This window comes from Pseudomonas sp. PS1(2021), assembly GCF_020405165.1.
GTDB classification, from domain to species: domain Bacteria; phylum Pseudomonadota; class Gammaproteobacteria; order Pseudomonadales; family Pseudomonadaceae; genus Pseudomonas; species Pseudomonas aeruginosa.
Genome location: NZ_CP084484.1, coordinates 785,605 through 800,836, shown reverse-complemented (window position 1 = coordinate 800,836; position 15,232 = coordinate 785,605). Strand labels below are relative to the sequence as shown.

General features: G+C 65.1%; 19 protein-coding genes. 2 read left to right on the top strand and 17 right to left on the bottom strand.

What is annotated here, in order from left to right; genetic code table 11:
* Window positions 1–28 precede the first annotated feature (28 nt).
* From LE197_RS03865 to LE197_RS03850, 4 genes are all read right to left on the bottom strand, one after another.
* Entirely contained in the window at window positions 29–598 is a 570-nt protein-coding gene (locus tag LE197_RS03865) for a DUF1285 domain-containing protein (protein ID WP_033970424.1), read from the bottom strand.
* Window positions 591–1,223 (bottom strand): DUF4823 domain-containing protein, encoded by a 633-nt coding sequence (locus LE197_RS03860; RefSeq protein WP_003091112.1) that lies wholly within the window; start codon window positions 1,221–1,223, stop codon window positions 591–593. Before LE197_RS03860 ends, LE197_RS03865 begins: the two co-directional genes overlap by 8 nt.
* 64 nt (window positions 1,224–1,287) lie before the next feature.
* On the bottom strand, window positions 1,288–2,184 hold the full coding sequence (locus tag LE197_RS03855; RefSeq protein WP_003091113.1) for a radical SAM protein: 897 nt from the start codon (window positions 2,182–2,184) through the stop codon (window positions 1,288–1,290).
* A gap of 166 nt (window positions 2,185–2,350) precedes the next feature.
* Window positions 2,351–2,989, bottom strand: coding sequence for a TetR/AcrR family transcriptional regulator (locus LE197_RS03850; RefSeq protein ID WP_003091114.1), 639 nt, complete (start codon window positions 2,987–2,989; stop codon window positions 2,351–2,353).
* 85 nt (window positions 2,990–3,074) lie between these two features.
* On the opposite strand from LE197_RS03850, the gene LE197_RS03845 reads away from it, so the two are divergent.
* Window positions 3,075–4,208, top strand: a complete 1,134-nt coding sequence (locus tag LE197_RS03845; protein ID WP_033975973.1) for an aminotransferase class V-fold PLP-dependent enzyme — start codon at window positions 3,075–3,077, stop codon at window positions 4,206–4,208.
* Window positions 4,209–4,433: 225 nt separating this feature from the next.
* Here the strand turns inward: LE197_RS03845 and LE197_RS03840 are convergent, their stop codons facing one another.
* The 13 genes from LE197_RS03840 to LE197_RS03780 all read right to left on the bottom strand — a co-directional run bounded on the left by LE197_RS03840 (window position 4,434) and on the right by LE197_RS03780 (window position 14,486).
* Window positions 4,434–5,210: a TatD family hydrolase gene (locus LE197_RS03840; protein ID WP_033970427.1), complete on the bottom strand. Its 777-nt coding sequence runs from the start codon at window positions 5,208–5,210 to the stop codon at window positions 4,434–4,436.
* A 14-nt stretch (window positions 5,211–5,224) separates the two neighbouring features.
* Window positions 5,225–5,581 (bottom strand): PilZ domain-containing protein, encoded by a 357-nt coding sequence (locus tag LE197_RS03835; protein WP_003091119.1) that lies wholly within the window; start codon window positions 5,579–5,581, stop codon window positions 5,225–5,227.
* A 33-nt stretch (window positions 5,582–5,614) separates the two neighbouring features.
* The gene (locus tag LE197_RS03830) at window positions 5,615–6,601 is read right to left on the bottom strand and encodes a DNA polymerase III subunit delta' (RefSeq protein ID WP_196752267.1); all 987 of its coding nucleotides are present in this window, start codon (window positions 6,599–6,601) and stop codon (window positions 5,615–5,617) included.
* Window positions 6,594–7,226, bottom strand: coding sequence for a dTMP kinase (tmk, locus tag LE197_RS03825; RefSeq protein ID WP_003122486.1), 633 nt, complete (start codon window positions 7,224–7,226; stop codon window positions 6,594–6,596). Before tmk ends, LE197_RS03830 begins: the two co-directional genes overlap by 8 nt.
* A 28-nt stretch (window positions 7,227–7,254) precedes the next feature.
* Complete coding sequence (gene mltG / locus LE197_RS03820) at window positions 7,255–8,304, bottom strand: endolytic transglycosylase MltG (protein ID WP_057389467.1); 1,050 nt, start codon at window positions 8,302–8,304, stop codon at window positions 7,255–7,257.
* A 5-nt stretch (window positions 8,305–8,309) separates the two neighbouring features.
* Window positions 8,310–9,125 carry an aminodeoxychorismate lyase gene (gene pabC / locus LE197_RS03815; protein ID WP_033970430.1) on the bottom strand — a complete coding sequence of 272 codons (816 nt, stop codon included), beginning with the start codon at window positions 9,123–9,125 and terminating at the stop codon, window positions 8,310–8,312.
* A complete protein-coding gene (fabF, locus tag LE197_RS03810) occupies window positions 9,125–10,369 on the bottom strand; it encodes a beta-ketoacyl-ACP synthase II (RefSeq protein ID WP_003104132.1) in 1,245 nt (414 codons plus the stop codon). Before fabF ends, pabC begins: the two co-directional genes overlap by 1 nt.
* A 128-nt stretch (window positions 10,370–10,497) precedes the next feature.
* Window positions 10,498–10,734 (bottom strand): acyl carrier protein, encoded by a 237-nt coding sequence (gene acpP / locus LE197_RS03805; protein ID WP_003091135.1) that lies wholly within the window; start codon window positions 10,732–10,734, stop codon window positions 10,498–10,500.
* A gap of 195 nt (window positions 10,735–10,929) precedes the next feature.
* Window positions 10,930–11,673, bottom strand: coding sequence for a 3-oxoacyl-ACP reductase FabG (fabG, locus tag LE197_RS03800; protein ID WP_003091137.1), 744 nt, complete (start codon window positions 11,671–11,673; stop codon window positions 10,930–10,932).
* A 22-nt stretch (window positions 11,674–11,695) separates the two neighbouring features.
* Complete coding sequence (gene fabD, locus LE197_RS03795; protein WP_058017670.1) at window positions 11,696–12,634, bottom strand: ACP S-malonyltransferase; 939 nt, start codon at window positions 12,632–12,634, stop codon at window positions 11,696–11,698.
* A 105-nt stretch (window positions 12,635–12,739) separates the two neighbouring features.
* Complete coding sequence (gene plsX / locus LE197_RS03790; RefSeq protein ID WP_071546725.1) at window positions 12,740–13,750, bottom strand: phosphate acyltransferase PlsX; 1,011 nt, start codon at window positions 13,748–13,750, stop codon at window positions 12,740–12,742.
* 3 nt (window positions 13,751–13,753) lie between these two features.
* Window positions 13,754–13,936, bottom strand: a complete 183-nt coding sequence (gene rpmF / locus LE197_RS03785) for a 50S ribosomal protein L32 (protein WP_003091143.1) — start codon at window positions 13,934–13,936, stop codon at window positions 13,754–13,756.
* A 13-nt stretch (window positions 13,937–13,949) separates the two neighbouring features.
* On the bottom strand, window positions 13,950–14,486 hold the full coding sequence (locus tag LE197_RS03780; RefSeq protein ID WP_033970434.1) for a YceD family protein: 537 nt from the start codon (window positions 14,484–14,486) through the stop codon (window positions 13,950–13,952).
* A gap of 109 nt (window positions 14,487–14,595) precedes the next feature.
* Here LE197_RS03780 and LE197_RS03775 point away from each other — a divergent pair, with 109 nt between their 5' ends.
* Window positions 14,596–15,174: a Maf family protein gene (locus LE197_RS03775; RefSeq protein ID WP_226033860.1), complete on the top strand. Its 579-nt coding sequence runs from the start codon at window positions 14,596–14,598 to the stop codon at window positions 15,172–15,174.
* Window positions 15,175–15,232: the final 58 nt, after the last annotated feature.

The window sequence follows — 15,232 nt, the reverse complement described above, 5'->3', positions numbered from 1 at the left end:
TCGGGAGCCTTTTTTCATGCTGCGCCTGTCAGTCCGGCTGCGGACCGATGGGAAAGAACTCGCCGTGGCTCCAGACGCCGAGCCATTCGATGCCGTCGATCCGGCGCGGCACCGCCAGCTCGACCAGCTGGTAGAACACGTTGCGATGCACCAGCGCCTCGAGGTTGTCGCGCACCCGCAGGTAGGGCGTGGGCTCCTGGGTGCGGGGGTCGATCTCGACGCGCAGCGGATGCCCGGCGTCCGCCTCGACCTCGTCCTCGACGTTGGTGGCGAAGCGCAGCACCTGCGCCCCACCCTCGCCCTGCACCTGCAGGGTCACCGCGACGAAGGGCGCGTCGTCGACGCGGATACCGACCTTTTCCACCGGAGTCACCAGGAAATAGTCGTCGCCGTCGCGGCGAATGATGCTGGAGAACAGCTTCACCATCGGCTTGCGTCCGATCGGCGTGCCCAGGTAGAACCAGGTGCCGTCGCGGGCGATGCGCATGTCGATGTCGCCGCAGAACGGCGGATTCCACAGGTGCACGGGCGGCAGGCCCTTCTTTTCGTCCCTGGGGATCTGCGCCAGCAGGTCGTTGGCCTTGCCGGTATCACTCATAGCCTGTTCCTCGACTGTTCAGGCCCAGCAATTCCTGGGCGTACTGCTCCAGCGGCGGACGCAGCAGGTCTTCCGGGGTGGCATCGTAGAACGTCAGGAAACCGCCGCGGCTGCGGATGGTCGCGCTGTCCACCAGGAAACGGGTGCTGGTCTCGATCAGCATGACCTGGATGACACTGCGATCGCGCCCGACCCGGCCGAGTTCCTCTTCGTCTTCCCACTCCTCCCAGTTGCCGATCCTGTTGTCGCCCCGGGCGAAACGGCAGTACAGCAGGTAGTGGGCGCCGGCGGCACGCGCCTCGCGCATCGCGTCGTCCAGGCCGAGCGGCGCCTTGGCGCGGCGCACCAGCGGGAAATACTCGACGAAACCTTCGAAGGCCTGCTCGGCCACCACGTTCGGCCGCGCGTACCGGTAGCCCGGCGGCACGAACGGGCCCTGGCCGATGTAGATGAAGGAGTCGGCCTGGATCCGCCGGTTGTTGCTGCGCTGGCTGGCGCTGTGATCGAGCACCCCGGCGTCGCGCAGGTAGTAGTCGGCGCCGTCGGCCAGGTCGCTGGGCTTCATGCAGGCGGACAGGCTGCCCAAGAGGAGCATCGCCAGGGCGATACGGAACAGGTGCAACATCGGTCATCTCCCCTGCCGGCGTCGGAAAACCGGCGAATGACGAGCCGATGCAGCTTCCGCGCCATCACAGACCACGCTGCCACTCCTGGCGCAGGGCAGCGTGCTGCGGCTGCTCGATGGCCTGGCGGACCTCGGCCAGCAGGCGCGCCTTGTCGGCACCCAGTTCGCCCTTGAGCACCAGATAGTTGGAAGCGTGGTCGCTGCGAAATACCGTGTCTTCGAGCTCCAACCCTTGCAACAGGCGTTCGACCTCGACGAACAGGGCACGCCGATCCAGCGCCTCGAAATCGGCGAAGCCAGCACGGAAACGCTGCTCGCCGGTAGGGAAACTCACCACCAGGGTCGACAGATACTCCGGCTGGGCGGCGTTCATCAGGCGCGCGGAGTTGTCCGCGTGCTGCGCGCTCAGGGTCATTCCGCCAAGACCGTTGAGGATCATCACCGAACGACTGATCCCCGCCTCGCCAAGCTTTTCCAGCGCATCCAGGGTAGAGGAATAGGTCTCGCCCTTGTTCACCCGCGCCAGCACTTCGTCGTCGCCGGACTCGGCGCCGACATAGGCCATTCGTAGCCCGGCGTCGGCCAGTTCGCGCAACTCGTCGACCGACTTCCTGCGCAGGTTGCGCGGCAGGCAGTAGCTGGATACCCGCTCCACCTCCGGCAAGTGCTCGCGAATCGCCTGCAGCACCGCGAGCAGCCGGCGGGTCGGCAATACCAGGGCGTCGCCATCGGCGAGAAACACCCGCTTGACGATCAGGCGCTCGCCGCAGCGGCGGATCTCCTCCAGTACCTCGTTCTCGTCGCGGGCGCGAAATTTCTTTTGCGGCTGGGTATACATCTCGCAAAAGCCGCATTTGTTCCAGGAACAGCCATTGGTCACCGGGAGGATCAGCGAATGCGCCTCGCTCGGGGGCCGGAACACCGGTTCGATGTAGTGGATAGGGAATTCACGGACACTCATCGGAGAACTCCTGAACGAACGTGGAGCCGCCACCGGGACGGTGCCACCGGCGGATTCGCCGGAAATGGACAGCCGACGTCCCGCCGGCGGATCGATGGGCGACGAGTATATCCCTGCCGGCAAAGAGTGCGCGGGGCGCAGTGACTGCGTCCCGGCACCACAGGCATCAGGCGCTGGGAGCGTCGCCTTCGCGCTTGCGCTTGTTGCCCATGCGCACGCCGATATCCATCAGGAAGTGGAAGAAACCTTCCTGGTCTTCCAGCACCTCGCGCCAGAACGGCGAGTGGTACAGCGCCACGGCGCCATGCACCAACGCCCAGGCAGCGCAATAATGGAAGTACGGCGGAACGTTCTCCAGCTTGCCGTCGGCGATACGCTCCTTGATCAGCTGGGTCAGGCGTTCGAAGTTGGAGGCGCGGATCTTGTGCAGTTCCTCGACCATCTCCGGCACCTGGCTGGTCTTCACCACCTTCTCTTCCAGGCGGTCGAACAGGCGGTAGCGCTGCGGATCGCGCATGCGGAACTCGAAGTAGGCGCGCGACAGGGCTTCCTTGTCGCGGGCTACGTCTTCGGAATGGAACAGGGCGGCGAGATCGCGCTCGTAGTCCAGCATCAGGCGCAGGTAGATCTCCGCCTTGGACTTGAAGTGCTTGTAGATCGTGCCTTTGCCGATGCCGACGGCATCCGCGATCATCTCGACCGTTACGCTGTCTTCCCCCTGTTCGAGGAACAGCTTGAGGGCGGTATCGAGAATCTCCTGTTCACGGCGACGAAATTCACGAACTTTGCGAGGCTCTTTCTGCATAAAAAGACTGTCAGGTCAAAATGAGTCAAAAATCGAAGCCGCGTATTATGCCTATTCAGCACGAAAATGCACGGAACATCCGACGATGAATTGTTACCAGGACGAATTCGACCAGACCAACGGTCTGCGCTACCTCAACCACGCAGCGGTCGCACCCTGGCCTAGACGCGCCGCCGACGCGGTGAGCGCCTTCGCCCGGGAGAACGTCGCCCACGGCGCCAGCGACTATCCGGAATGGCTGAAGATAGAACATCGCCTGCGCGAGCGCCTTGCCCGACTGCTCAATGCGCGCGCCGGCAGCGACCTCGCACTGGTCAAGAACACCTCCGAGGCGCTTTCCTTCGTAGCCTTCGGCCTGGATTGGCGAGAGGGAGACCAGGTCGTCATCGGCAACGAGGAGTTCCCCTCCAATAGAGTGGTCTGGGAAGCCTTGCGTCCGCGCGGCGTCGAAGTGGTCGAGGTCGGTCTCGCCGGCGACGATCCCGAGGGCGCCCTCCTCGCCGCCTGCGGCCCGCGCACCCGCCTGCTGTCGATCAGCGCGGTGCAGTACGCCAGCGGCCTGCGCCTTGACCTGGAGCGCATCGGCGCGGAATGTCGCCGCCGCGGCGTGCTGTTCTGCATCGACGCGATCCAGCAGCTCGGCGCCCTGCCCTTCGACGTACAGGCCTACGATTGTGCCTTCGCCATGGCCGATGGGCACAAGTGGATGCTCGGCCCCGAAGGGCTGGGCGTCTTCTATTGCCATCCCGAGCAGCGCGAGCGCCTGGCGCTGCACGAATATGGCTGGCACATGCTGGAACATGCCCTCGATTACGAGCGTCGCGACTGGCGGCCGGCGCGCAGCGCCCGGCGCTTCGAATGCGGCAGCCCGAACATGCTCGGCGCGATGGCCCTGGAGGCCAGCCTGGGGCTGTTGGAGGAGGTCGGCATGGAGCGGGTCGGCAGAGACATCGCCGAGCGCGTCCAGTGGCTACAGGACGGTCTGTCGGGAATTCCCGGGGTACGCCTGCACAGCCCGCGGAACCCGAGCCGACGCGCGGGCATTCTGACCTTCAGCCTGGACGGCCGGGACAGCCGGACACTCTTCGAAACGCTTCGCCAGGAGCGGGTCATTTGCGCCCAGCGTGGCGGAGGTATCCGTTTTTCCCCGCACTTCTACACGAGTTCGACGGTGATCGACGACACCCTGGCGATCTTGCGCCAGGTCGCAGGCACCTAGGTACTCAAGGACGGCAAGGGTATTCCAAATCTGTTTAAAAAACCGCCAGCCCTGTCTGGACGCCCCACGAACATGACCAATACTGAAAGGTACTGGCGCGTGGTATCTCCCCCCAAGTACCCAGCCAGTGAAGGTACCGAGGAATGCGTACCTTTGTTCCACTCCTAATGGTCTTGACCCGGATTCATCCCCCAGAACCCGGGTTTTTTTTATCCGTGCGCCGGCCTAGCGGGCCAACGGAAACAGCCGATGGAAATTGGCGGTAGTCTGCTCCGCCAGGGTTTCCAGGCTGACGCCACGCAACGTCGCGAGGAATTCGGCGACATCGCGCACGTATTCCGGCAGGTTCGGCTTGCCGCGATGGGGAATCGGCGCCAGGTAGGGCGAGTCGGTCTCCACCAGCAGCCGGTCGGCCGGTACCTGGCGAGCCACCTCGCGCAGGGCATCGGCATTGCGGAAGGTGACGATGCCGGACAGGGAAATGTAGAAGCCCAGGTCCAGCGCCGATCGCGCCATTTCCCAGTCCTCGGTGAAGCAATGCAGCACGCCGGCCTGCGGCAACGCCGCCTCGCGCAGCAGCGCCAGCGTGTCGGCGCGCGCCTCGCGGGTGTGCACGATCACTGGCTTGGCGGTGATTCGCGCGGCTTCCAGGTGCAGGCGAAACGCCTCCTGCTGCAACTCGGCGGCTTCCGGTTCGTAGTGGTAGTCGAGGCCGGTCTCGCCGATCGCCACCACCCGCGGATGCGCCAGTTCGCCCAGCAGCCAGTCCAGCGCTGGCGCGCTTCCAGGCTCCAGGTCCAGCGGGTGCACGCCGACCGAACAGTGCACGTCGGCATAGCGCTCGGCCAGGGCCTTCACCGCCTGGGCATTGTCGGCGCTGACGCCGATGCAGAGGAATTGAACGACGCCACGCGCTCGCGCGGCATCCAGCGCCGCATCGAGCGAGCCACCATGGGCGGCCAGGTCGAGGCGATCGAGGTGGCAGTGGGAATCGACCAGCATGATCCTGTCTAGCGTTACATCGTGTGGGTCGGCCGATCCGACTTCAGCGCCCCGGCCAGGTAGGTTTCGATCTTGTTGCGGGCGGTGTTGTCACCGTCGTTGAACTGCACGCCGATGCCCGCCGCACGGTTGCCCTGGGCGCCCTTCGGGGTGATCCAGACGACCTTGCCGGCCACCGGGATCTTCTCCGGCTCTTCCATCAGGTTGAGCAGCATGAAGACTTCGTCGCCGAGCTTGTAGTTCTTGTTGGTGGGAATGAACAGCCCGCCGTTCCTGATGAACGGCATGTAGGCGGCGTACAGCACGGACTTGTCCTTGATGGTCAAGGACAGGATGCCGTTACGCGGCCCCAGATTGGGTGGCAAACTCATGCAGGTTCCTGCCAGTCGAATATCAGCGGGATTCTAGCCCGGCCCGGGCAGGCTTGCCCACTGCACCAGCAGGGCTTCGAGAAGCAGGACACGGTTGAGGTTGGCCTTGTTCAACACTTTCTGCCGCTGTTGCAGCAGCCAGTCCTGCATGGCCAGCACCTTGGCCTGCCCGGATTTGTCGCCCAGGTACTGGATCACCTTGCGCATGTCGGCCAGCCCCAGCCCCTCCTCGTCGTGGGTCAACTGGTAGCGCAGGATGCCCAGCGTCCAGTCGCAGAACCAGTCGAACAGCAATGGCAACGGCACGCTGTTCCAGCTTTCGGCCAGTGGGCTGGCGGCGATCTGCTGCTTGAGCAGCTTCTTCACCCCCTCGACCACCTGCGCGCGCTGCTCGCGCACGCCCTGGCCGTGCAGGCGCTGGGCGGTGAGCGGCGAGCCGCCGGAAAGCGCCAACAGTTCCTCCAGGGCCTCGGCCGGCTCGTCGGGCAGGGCCCGCGCCAGCCATTCCAGACTCGCCGCCGCGCCCGGCAAAGGGCAGGCCTGCTGCACGCAGCGGCTCTTGATGGTCGGCAACAGGCGGCTGGGCTGGTGGCTGATCAGCAGCAGCACGGTATCGCCCGACGGCTCTTCGAGGCTTTTCAACAGGGCGTTGGCGGCGTTCACGTTCATCGCCTCGGCGGGCTCGAGCAACACGACCTTGCGCCCGCCCAGTTGCGCGGTCTGCACCACGAAGCCAACCAGGTCGCGGACCTGATCGACCCGGATCGGTTTCTCCGCCTCCTCCGGCTCCAGCACGAAGTAGTCCGGATGGGTACCGGCGGCGAGCAACTGGCAGGCCTTGCACTCGCCGCATGCGCCAGCGGCGGCGGGCCGCTGGCAGAGCAGTTGGGCGGCCCGATGCTCGGCCAGGGCACGCTTGCCGATCCCGGCGGGACCGTAGAGCAGATAGGCGTGGGCGTGCTGGGCGCGGCCGCCCAGTTGGCTCCAGAGCGCCTGCTGCCAGGGATAGATATCAGCCATTCAGACGCTCCAGCAGATTCGGCAGCAGCCGATCCAGGCCAGCCTGCACCTCGGCCAGCGGCAACCCGGCGTCGAGCACCTGGTAACGCTCCGGGGCCTGCGCGGCGCGCTGCAGGTAGGTCTGACGCACGGCCTCGAAGAAGCGTCGGTCCTCCTGCTCGAAACGGTCGAGCCGGCCACGCGCCGCCGCCCGCGCCAGGCCGATTTCCACCGGCAGGTCGAAGACCAGCGTGAGGTCGGGCCGCAGGTCGCCCTGGACGAAGCTTTCCAGCGCGGCGATGCGCGCCTCCGGCAAACCGCGCCCGCCGCCCTGGTAGGCATAGGTGGCATCGGTGAAGCGATCGCAGAGCACCACGGCCCCGCGCGCCAGCGCCGGGCGGATGACCCCGGCGATATGCTGGGCCCGCGCGGCGAACATCAGCAACAGCTCAGTATCGGCGGCCATCGGCTCGTCGCTGGGCGCCAGCAGCAGTTCACGGATGCGCTCGGCGAGAGGCGTGCCGCCAGGCTCGCGGGTCAACTGCACCTCGATGCCGCGCTCGCGCAGACGCTCGGCCAGGTAGTCGCGGTTGGTGCTCTTGCCGGCCCCTTCCGGGCCCTCCAGGGTGACGAACAGGCCGGTCACACGGCACTCCTTATCTTGGCTGCGCCGCTCATTGTGGCGGCGTGGTAATGGGCGCGGGGCTGGAGCGATAGTCCGAGCGACGCTTCAACTGGTACTCGCGGACCGCCTTGTTGTGTTCGTCCAGGCTGCTGGAGAACACATGGCTGCCATCGCCGCGCGCCACGAAATACAGGGTCTCGCCCTCGGCCGGATGCAGCGCGGCGCGAATCGCCTCGCGCCCGGCCAGGGCGATCGGGGTCGGCGGCATGCCCGGCACCACATAGGTATTGTAAGGGGTCGGTTCGCGCAGGTCGGCGCGGGTGATCTTGCCGTTGTAGCGCTCGCCCATGCCATAGATCACCGTCGGATCGGTCTGCAACAGCATGCCGCGCTGCAGGCGGCGGACGAAGACGCCGGCGATCTGCGAACGCTCTTCCGGCACGCCGGTTTCCTTTTCCACCAGCGAGGCCATGATCAGCGCCTGGTAGGCGTCGCGATAAGGCAGGTCCTGGCTGCGGCCATCCCATTCCTTGGCGAGGATGGTCTGCATGCGCTGGTAGGCCTTGCGCAGTATGTCGATGTCGCGCATGCCACGGGTGTAGCGGTAGGTATCGGGGAAGAAGCGCCCTTCGGCCACTTCGTCGGGCTTGCCGAGGCGTTGCATGATCTCGCCGTCGCTCAGGCCGGCCAGGGTCTGCTCCAGCTTGCCCTGCCTGGCGAGCGCTTCGCGCACCTGGCGGAAACTCCAGCCCTCGACCAGGGTCAGGCTGTACTGCACCACCTCGCCTTCACGCCAGAGTTCCAGCAGGTCGGCGCCCTTCATCCCCGGCAAGAGGCGGTATTCGCCGCTGTGCAGGGCCTGGCCCGGCAGGTTGAAACGCCAGTAGAGGCGCAGCCAGAACGCGCCATGGAGCACCTCTTCCTGCTCCAGACGCGCGAGCATGCCGCCCGGCGTGGAGCCCGAGGAAACGTCCAGCAGGCGCTCCTCGGTCAATTGCAGGGGCTGCTCCAGCGCCCGCTGCTGCTGCCATGCAGCCAGGCCGACGCAGAGGCCAACGAACAACAGGCCACTCTCCAGCAGCACCAGCAGTTTGCGCATCAAAGTCAGAAATCCAGGTCGTCGCGAAGTTGGTCTTGCAGTTTACGGGTCAGCTCGCCGACCGGCCAGACGTGCTCGTCCAATGCCCGGACCGGCCAGATGCCGAACTGGCTGTTGCACAGAAAGACCTCGTCGGCCGTCGCCAGTTCAGCCATGGAAACATCCCGTATCGCCAGCGGGACGCCGATTCCTTCGGCGCGTTCGAGCAATTCCGCGCGCATCACTCCCGCGACGCCGCAGCGCCGCAGGTCAGGCGCCACGAGGGTGCCGTCGAGAACCAGCAGCAGGTTGCTGAACACGCCCTCCACTACCCGCTCGTGCACGTCCAGCATGAGCCCTTCGGCATGCCCGGCGTCGCTCCACTCGGCACGGGCGAGAACCTGCTCCAGGCGATTGAGGTGCTTGAGGCCGGCCAGCAGGGGCTGCTCGGCCAGGCGCGTACGACAGGCGAACAGGCGCACGCCTTGCTGCCAGTGGCGCTCGGGATAGGCCGGAGGCGGCGATCCGGAGAGGATTCGCCGCGGCGAGGCCTCGGCAGGCGGCGCGTAGCCACGCAAACCCTCGCCGCGGGTGACGATCAGCTTGGCGACACCGTCGCCCAGCGCCGCGCAGAACGCCAGCAACTCCTGGCGCAACGCCGCGGCGTCGAGAGGGATCGCCAGGCGCCGACACCCCTCTTCCAGGCGCGCCAGGTGGCGTTCCAGGAGACGCGGCGTGCCGGCGCGCACCGCCAGGGTCTCGAACAGCCCGTCGCCATAGGCCAGTCCGCGATCGCGCACGGACAGCTCGGCGGCGGGCCGGCCGTCGACCCAGTCCAGCATCAGTCGGCGAACCTGCGGAACACCAGAGTGCCGTTGGTCCCGCCGAAACCGAACGAGTTCGACAGGGCCACGTCGATCTTGCGCGGCTTGGCTTCGTGGGCCACCAGGTCGAGGTCGCAACCTTCGTCCGGGTTATCCAGGTTGATGGTCGGCGGGGCGACCTGATCGCGCAGGGCCAGCACGCTGAAGATCGCCTCCACCGCACCGGCGGCCCCCAACAGGTGGCCGGTCATCGACTTGGTCGAGCTCATCGACAGCGCATGGGCATGCTCGCCGAACACGCTCTTCACCGCGGCGATCTCGGCGATGTCGCCGGCCGGGGTGGAGGTGCCATGGGCGTTGATGTAATCGACCTGGCGAGGATCCAGGCCGGCATCGCGCAGAGCGTTCTTCATGCAGCGGGCGGCACCGGCACCGTCTTCCGGCGGCGCGGTCATGTGGAAGGCGTCGCCGCTCATGCCGAAGCCAACCAGCTCGGCATAGATGCGCGCGCCGCGGGCACGGGCGTGCTCCAGTTCTTCGAGCACCAGGGCGCCGGAACCGTCGGACAGGACGAAGCCGTCGCGATCCCGGTCCCACGGACGGCTGGCACGGGTCGGCTCGTCGTTGCGAGTGGAGAGCGCGCGAGCCGCGCCGAAACCGCCCAGGCCGAGACCGCAGGCAGCCATTTCGGAACCGCCGGCGACCATCACGTCGGCTTCGCCATAGGCGATGTTGCGAGCAGCCATGCCGATGCTGTGGGTACCGGTGGTGCAGGCGGTGGTGAGGGCGTAGTTGGGCCCCTGCAGACCCAGGTGGATCGACAGGAAGCCGGAAACCATGTTGATGATCGAACCGGGCACGAAGAACGGCGAGATGCGCCGCGGCCCCTGCTCGAACAGGGATCGGCAGTTGTTCTCGATATTGGTCAGGCCGCCGATACCGGAACCCATGGATACGCCGATACGCTCACGATTGGCGTCGGTGACCTCCAGGCCGGAATCGCGAACGGCCTGGAAGCTGGCGGCGAGACCGTACTGGATGAACAGGTCGAGCTTGCGGGCTTCCTTGGCGGACAGGTATTCCTCGACATTGAAACCCTTGACCGAACCACCGAAGCGGGTGGAATAGGCGGACAGGTCCATATGCTCGATCGGGGCGATACCGCTGCGACCGGCGAGGATACCTTCCCAACTGCTCGGGACATCCAGGCCCAGCGGCGACAGCATGCCCATGCCAGTAATGACGACGCGTCTACGCGACACTACGACTTCCTCTTTCTCATTTCACGGGGTTGCGCCGAAAGACTACCAGAGTAGGTAAGGCGCTAAAGAAAAGCCGCACGCCCTTACAGGCTGTGCGGCTTTTCCACGTCGGAAAATCCGACGACTACTTATTGCTGGTGAGCAACGATGTAGTCGATGGCTTCCTGAACGGTGGTGATCTTTTCAGCTTTCTCGTCAGGGATTTCGGTCTCGAATTCCTCTTCCAGAGCCATCACCAGCTCGACGGTGTCAAGGGAGTCGGCGCCCAGGTCTTCGACGAAGGAAGCGCTGTTGGTGACTTCTTCTTCCTTCACGCCGAGTTGTTCAGCGACGATCTTCTTAACGCGTTCTTCGATGGTGCTCATACCTTGTTTTCACTCCTATGGAAAATCCGAGCAGCTGGGCTGCGGGTAAGTGTATAGAAAGGGTTTTCTGCTTTTCAAGCTGAACGCCTCACCTTCCCACGGCCACTTCGATAATTCTATCTAATAACCCGGCTGCAATTCCGCAACGAATTCTAGACAGCGCTTATGACAGACCCGAGAAAGGTAACGTCACATTCAGCTCATGTACATCCCACCATTGACCGGCACGGTGGCCCCGGTCACATAGGCTGCGCCGTCCGAAGCGAGGAAGCCGACCACCTTGGCGATCTCTTCCGCCTGCCCCAGGCGACCCAGCGGAATCTGGCCCAGCAGCGCTTCGCGCTGGGCTTCCGGCAGCTCGCGGGTCATGTCGGTGTCGATGAAGCCCGGTGCCACCGCATTCACGGTAATGGCACGCGAACCGACTTCCCGGGCCAGCGCACGGGTGAAGCCCTCCAGGCCGGCCTTCGCCGCGGCATAGTTGGTTTGCCCGGCATTGCCCATGGCGCCGACCACGGAACCGATGTTGATGATGCGCCCCCAGCGGGCCTTGGTCATACCGCGCAGAACGGCTTTCGACAGACGGTAGAGACTGTTCAGGTTGGTGTTGACCACATCGAACCACTCGTCGTCTTTCATGCGCACCAGCAGATTATCGCGGGTGATGCCGGCGTTATTGACCACGATCAGCGGTTGGCCGAGATGCTGCTGGATGTGCTCCAGGGTCGCGGCTACGGATTCGTCGCTGGAAACGTCCAGGACCAGGCCCGCACCCTCGACGCCATTGGCCTTGAGGGTTTCGGCGATCTTCTCGGCGCCGGACGCGCTGGTCGCGGTGCCGATGACCACGGCACCCAGGCGCCCCAGTTCCAGCGCAATCGCCTGGCCGATGCCACGGCTGGCGCCGGTTACCAATGCGACCTTACCTTGCAGACTCATGGGATTCTCTCCTTTCTCTCTCTCAGGCCAGGGCGGCGCGCGTGGCGGCGAACGCCTCGACGCCATCCAGGCCATGGGTATTGATGCCCTTCGCACAGCGCCTGTTGAGGCCTGCCAGGACCTTGCCCGGCCCGCACTCGACCAGCTCGGTGACACCCTTTTCCGCCAGCAGCTGGACGCTCTCCACCCAGCGAACCGGGCTGTACAGCTGCGCCAGCAGGTCGCGGCGCAGCGTATCGAGATCAGCCGGCACGGCGGCGCTGACGTTCTGCACCAGCGCAATCTTCGGCGCCTGCCACTGCAGGCTTTCGACCGAGGCGGCGAACTGCTCGGCGGCCGGACGCATCAGTTCGCAATGCGACGGCACGCTGACCGGCAGCGCCACCGCGCGCTTGGCGCCGCGTGCCTTGCATGCCTCGATGGCACGCTCAACGGCAGCCGCGGCACCGGCGATCACTACCTGCCCCGGCGCGTTGAAGTTGACCGCGCTGACCACTTCGCCCTGGGCCGCCTCGGCACAGGCCGCCAATACATCGGCGTCTTCCAGGCCAAGGATCGCGGCCATGCCGCCCTGCCCCGCCGGAACCGCCTGCTGCATCAGTTGGCCCCTACGCTCGACCAGCTTGACCGCATCGGCGAACGCCAGGCTTTCCGCCGCGACCAATGCGGAATATTCGCCCAGGCTGTGCCCGGCGACGAACGCCGGGCGCGCCCCGCCCTCGGCCAGCCAGAGGCGCCAGAGCGCGATCGAAACCGTGAGGATGGCCGGCTGGGTCTTGTCGGTCTGGTTCAGGCGCTCTTCAGGTCCATTCTGGACCAGCGCCCAAAGGTCGTAACCGAGCGCCTCGGAGGCCTCGGCGAAGGTATCGCGCACCAGCGCCTGCTGGGCGCCCAACTCGGCCAGCATGCCGAGGGATTGCGAACCCTGGCCGGGGAAGACGAATGCGAGGGATGCAGACATTGAATAGGTCCCTTGTGGTCTTTTGCTCGTCGGAGATAACGCGCCAGCCGCGACTGGCGCAGGAAACTGAGTGTTGGATGGCTGCCTGGACCGCCCGGTCACACATTAGAGCAGCAGATGCTCCAGACGGCCATGCAATCGTTGCGGCAGGTTTTCCCGGACTTCCAGTGCCGCGCGACGCAAGGCGCTCTGGAAACCCTCCTCGGCGGCAGACCCATGGCTTTTCACCACTATCCCCTGCAATCCGAGGAAACTGGCGCCGTTATAACGTGCCGGAGCGATGTCGCCGCGCAGCCGGCGCAGCAGCGGCAACGCCAGCGCACCGACCAGCTTCGCCGCCAGTCCATCGCGGAAGCGCTGTTCGATCCGCGCCGACACCATGGCCGCCAGGCCTTCGCTGGCCTTCAGCAGGATGTTGCCGACGAAACCGTCGCAGACCACCACGTCGGCCTCGCCGCGATACAGGCCATCGCCTTCTATATATCCGCTGAAATTCAACCCCTGGGCCTTCTGCAACAGGCTCGCCGCCAGCTTGACCTGCTGGTTGCCCTTGATCTCCTCGACTCCCACGTTGAGCAGGGCGACCCGGGGCGAGACGCAGCCCAACGCCTCTGCCGCCACCGCGCCCATCACCGCGAACTGGTAGAGATGCTCGGCACTGCAATCCACGTTGGCGCCGAGGTCGAGCAGATGACAATGCCCCTTCTCGGTCGGAACCGCCGTCACCATCGCAGGGCGGTCGATACCGGGCAGGGTCTTCAGCAGGTGCCGGGACAGCGCCATCAACGCCCCGGTATTGCCGGCACTGACGCACGCGTGCGCCCGGCCGTCGCGGACCAGCTCCAGCGCCACGCGCATGGAAGCGTCCGGCTTGCCACGCAAGGCCTGGGAGGGACGTTCGTCAGAACCTATCACTTCGCTGGCCGCATGCACGCGCAGGCGCTGCCGGTCGAGCGACGGATAGCGGGAAAGGAGTTCTTCGAGGAGGGCAGGCTGACCGACGAGGATCAGTTGCGAAGAGGAATTCTCGGCCAGGAAGGCAATAGAGGCCGGAACAACGCAGTGGGGACCGAAGTCCCCACCCATTGCATCAATCGCGATGATTGGTGCGGACAAGGATTACTCGTCGGAACCCTTGTCTACTACCTTACGGCCGCGATAGAAGCCGTCCGGGGATACGTGGTGGCGCAGGTGGACTTCACCGGTGCTCTTTTCCACGGACAGAGCATTGGACTCGAGCGCATCGTGGGAACGACGCATGTCACGAGCGGAACGAGACTTTTTGTTCTGCTGAACAGCCATGATTGATTAACTCCTAAACGTTTGGGTCACGCTTCAACTGTGCCAGTACGCTGAACGGATTAGGACGCTTGTCCTCGACTTCGCTCGACTCCGGCTCGTCTTCGACGACGAATCCAGCCGGGTGCTGACATACTTCGGGGTCATGGGCCGGAACGATGGGTAAGGCGAGCAACAGCTCGTCCTCGACCAGCGCCAGCAGGTCCAGGGGTTCCTCCCCCACTTCCAGCGCATCGTACCCCTTCGGCAGACCGTCGGCGGACTGACCTTCCCGAAGAATGGCGTAGGTATATTCGCCATGCACGGGAATGGCCGCCGCATCCAGGCAGCGTTGGCATACCATGCTCACCTCGGTATCGAGCTGCATATGCATGACCGCCAGCTTCTGGTGGTCGCGCTCGAAGGAAACCTTCACGCGCACCTCACCGGCATCGCTGATCAGTTGCTCGCATACACGCGGCATATCGGCGAGCGCGTACACACCCTCGAGGGTGGCGCCGCGGTCGACCAACTTGCGCGGATCGATATGAGGTGGAATCGGCCCATTCAACATAAGCGCGCCATTATAGGGACGCCCCCGCGCCTGTCAAAGGAAATTAGCCATAAACCGCTGTAAGGACGAGTCTTTTCGTTAAAATCGGCCGCTCGCCATGGAGAACCTCATGCCCGACCTGATCCTCGCCTCCAGCTCCCCCTACCGACGCGAACTCCTGACCCGCCTGCGCCTTCCCTTCGAAAGCGCCAGCCCCGATATCGACGAAAGCCATCGCCCCAAAGAAAGTGCCGAGGAACTGGTGCGCCGCCTTTCCGCCAGCAAGGCCGAAGCGCTGGCCGGACACTATCCGCAACACCTGGTGATCGGCTCCGACCAGGTCGCCGTGCTCGACGGCGACATCCTCGGCAAGCCGCATACCCCCGAACGCGCCATCCAGCAGCTACGGAACGCCAGCGGCAAGAGCGTGACCTTCCTCACCGGACTGGCCCTTCTCAACAGCGCCAGCCGGCACATCCAGGTGGCGTGCGTGCCGTTCACCGTGCACTTCCGCCACCTCGACGAGAGCCGCATCCGCCGCTACGTCGAAGCGGAACGCCCGCTGGACTGCGCCGGCAGCTTCAAGGCGGAAGGCCTGGGCGTCAGCCTGTTCCGCGCCACCGAAGGAGAGGACGCCACCAGCCTGGTGGGACTACCCCTGATCCGCCTGGTCGACATGCTCCTCGAGGAAGGCGTCGAAATCCCCTGAGCCGGCATTCCCATATTAAAGAAGCCCGGCTTCGGCCGGGCTTCTTTATATAAGGAAG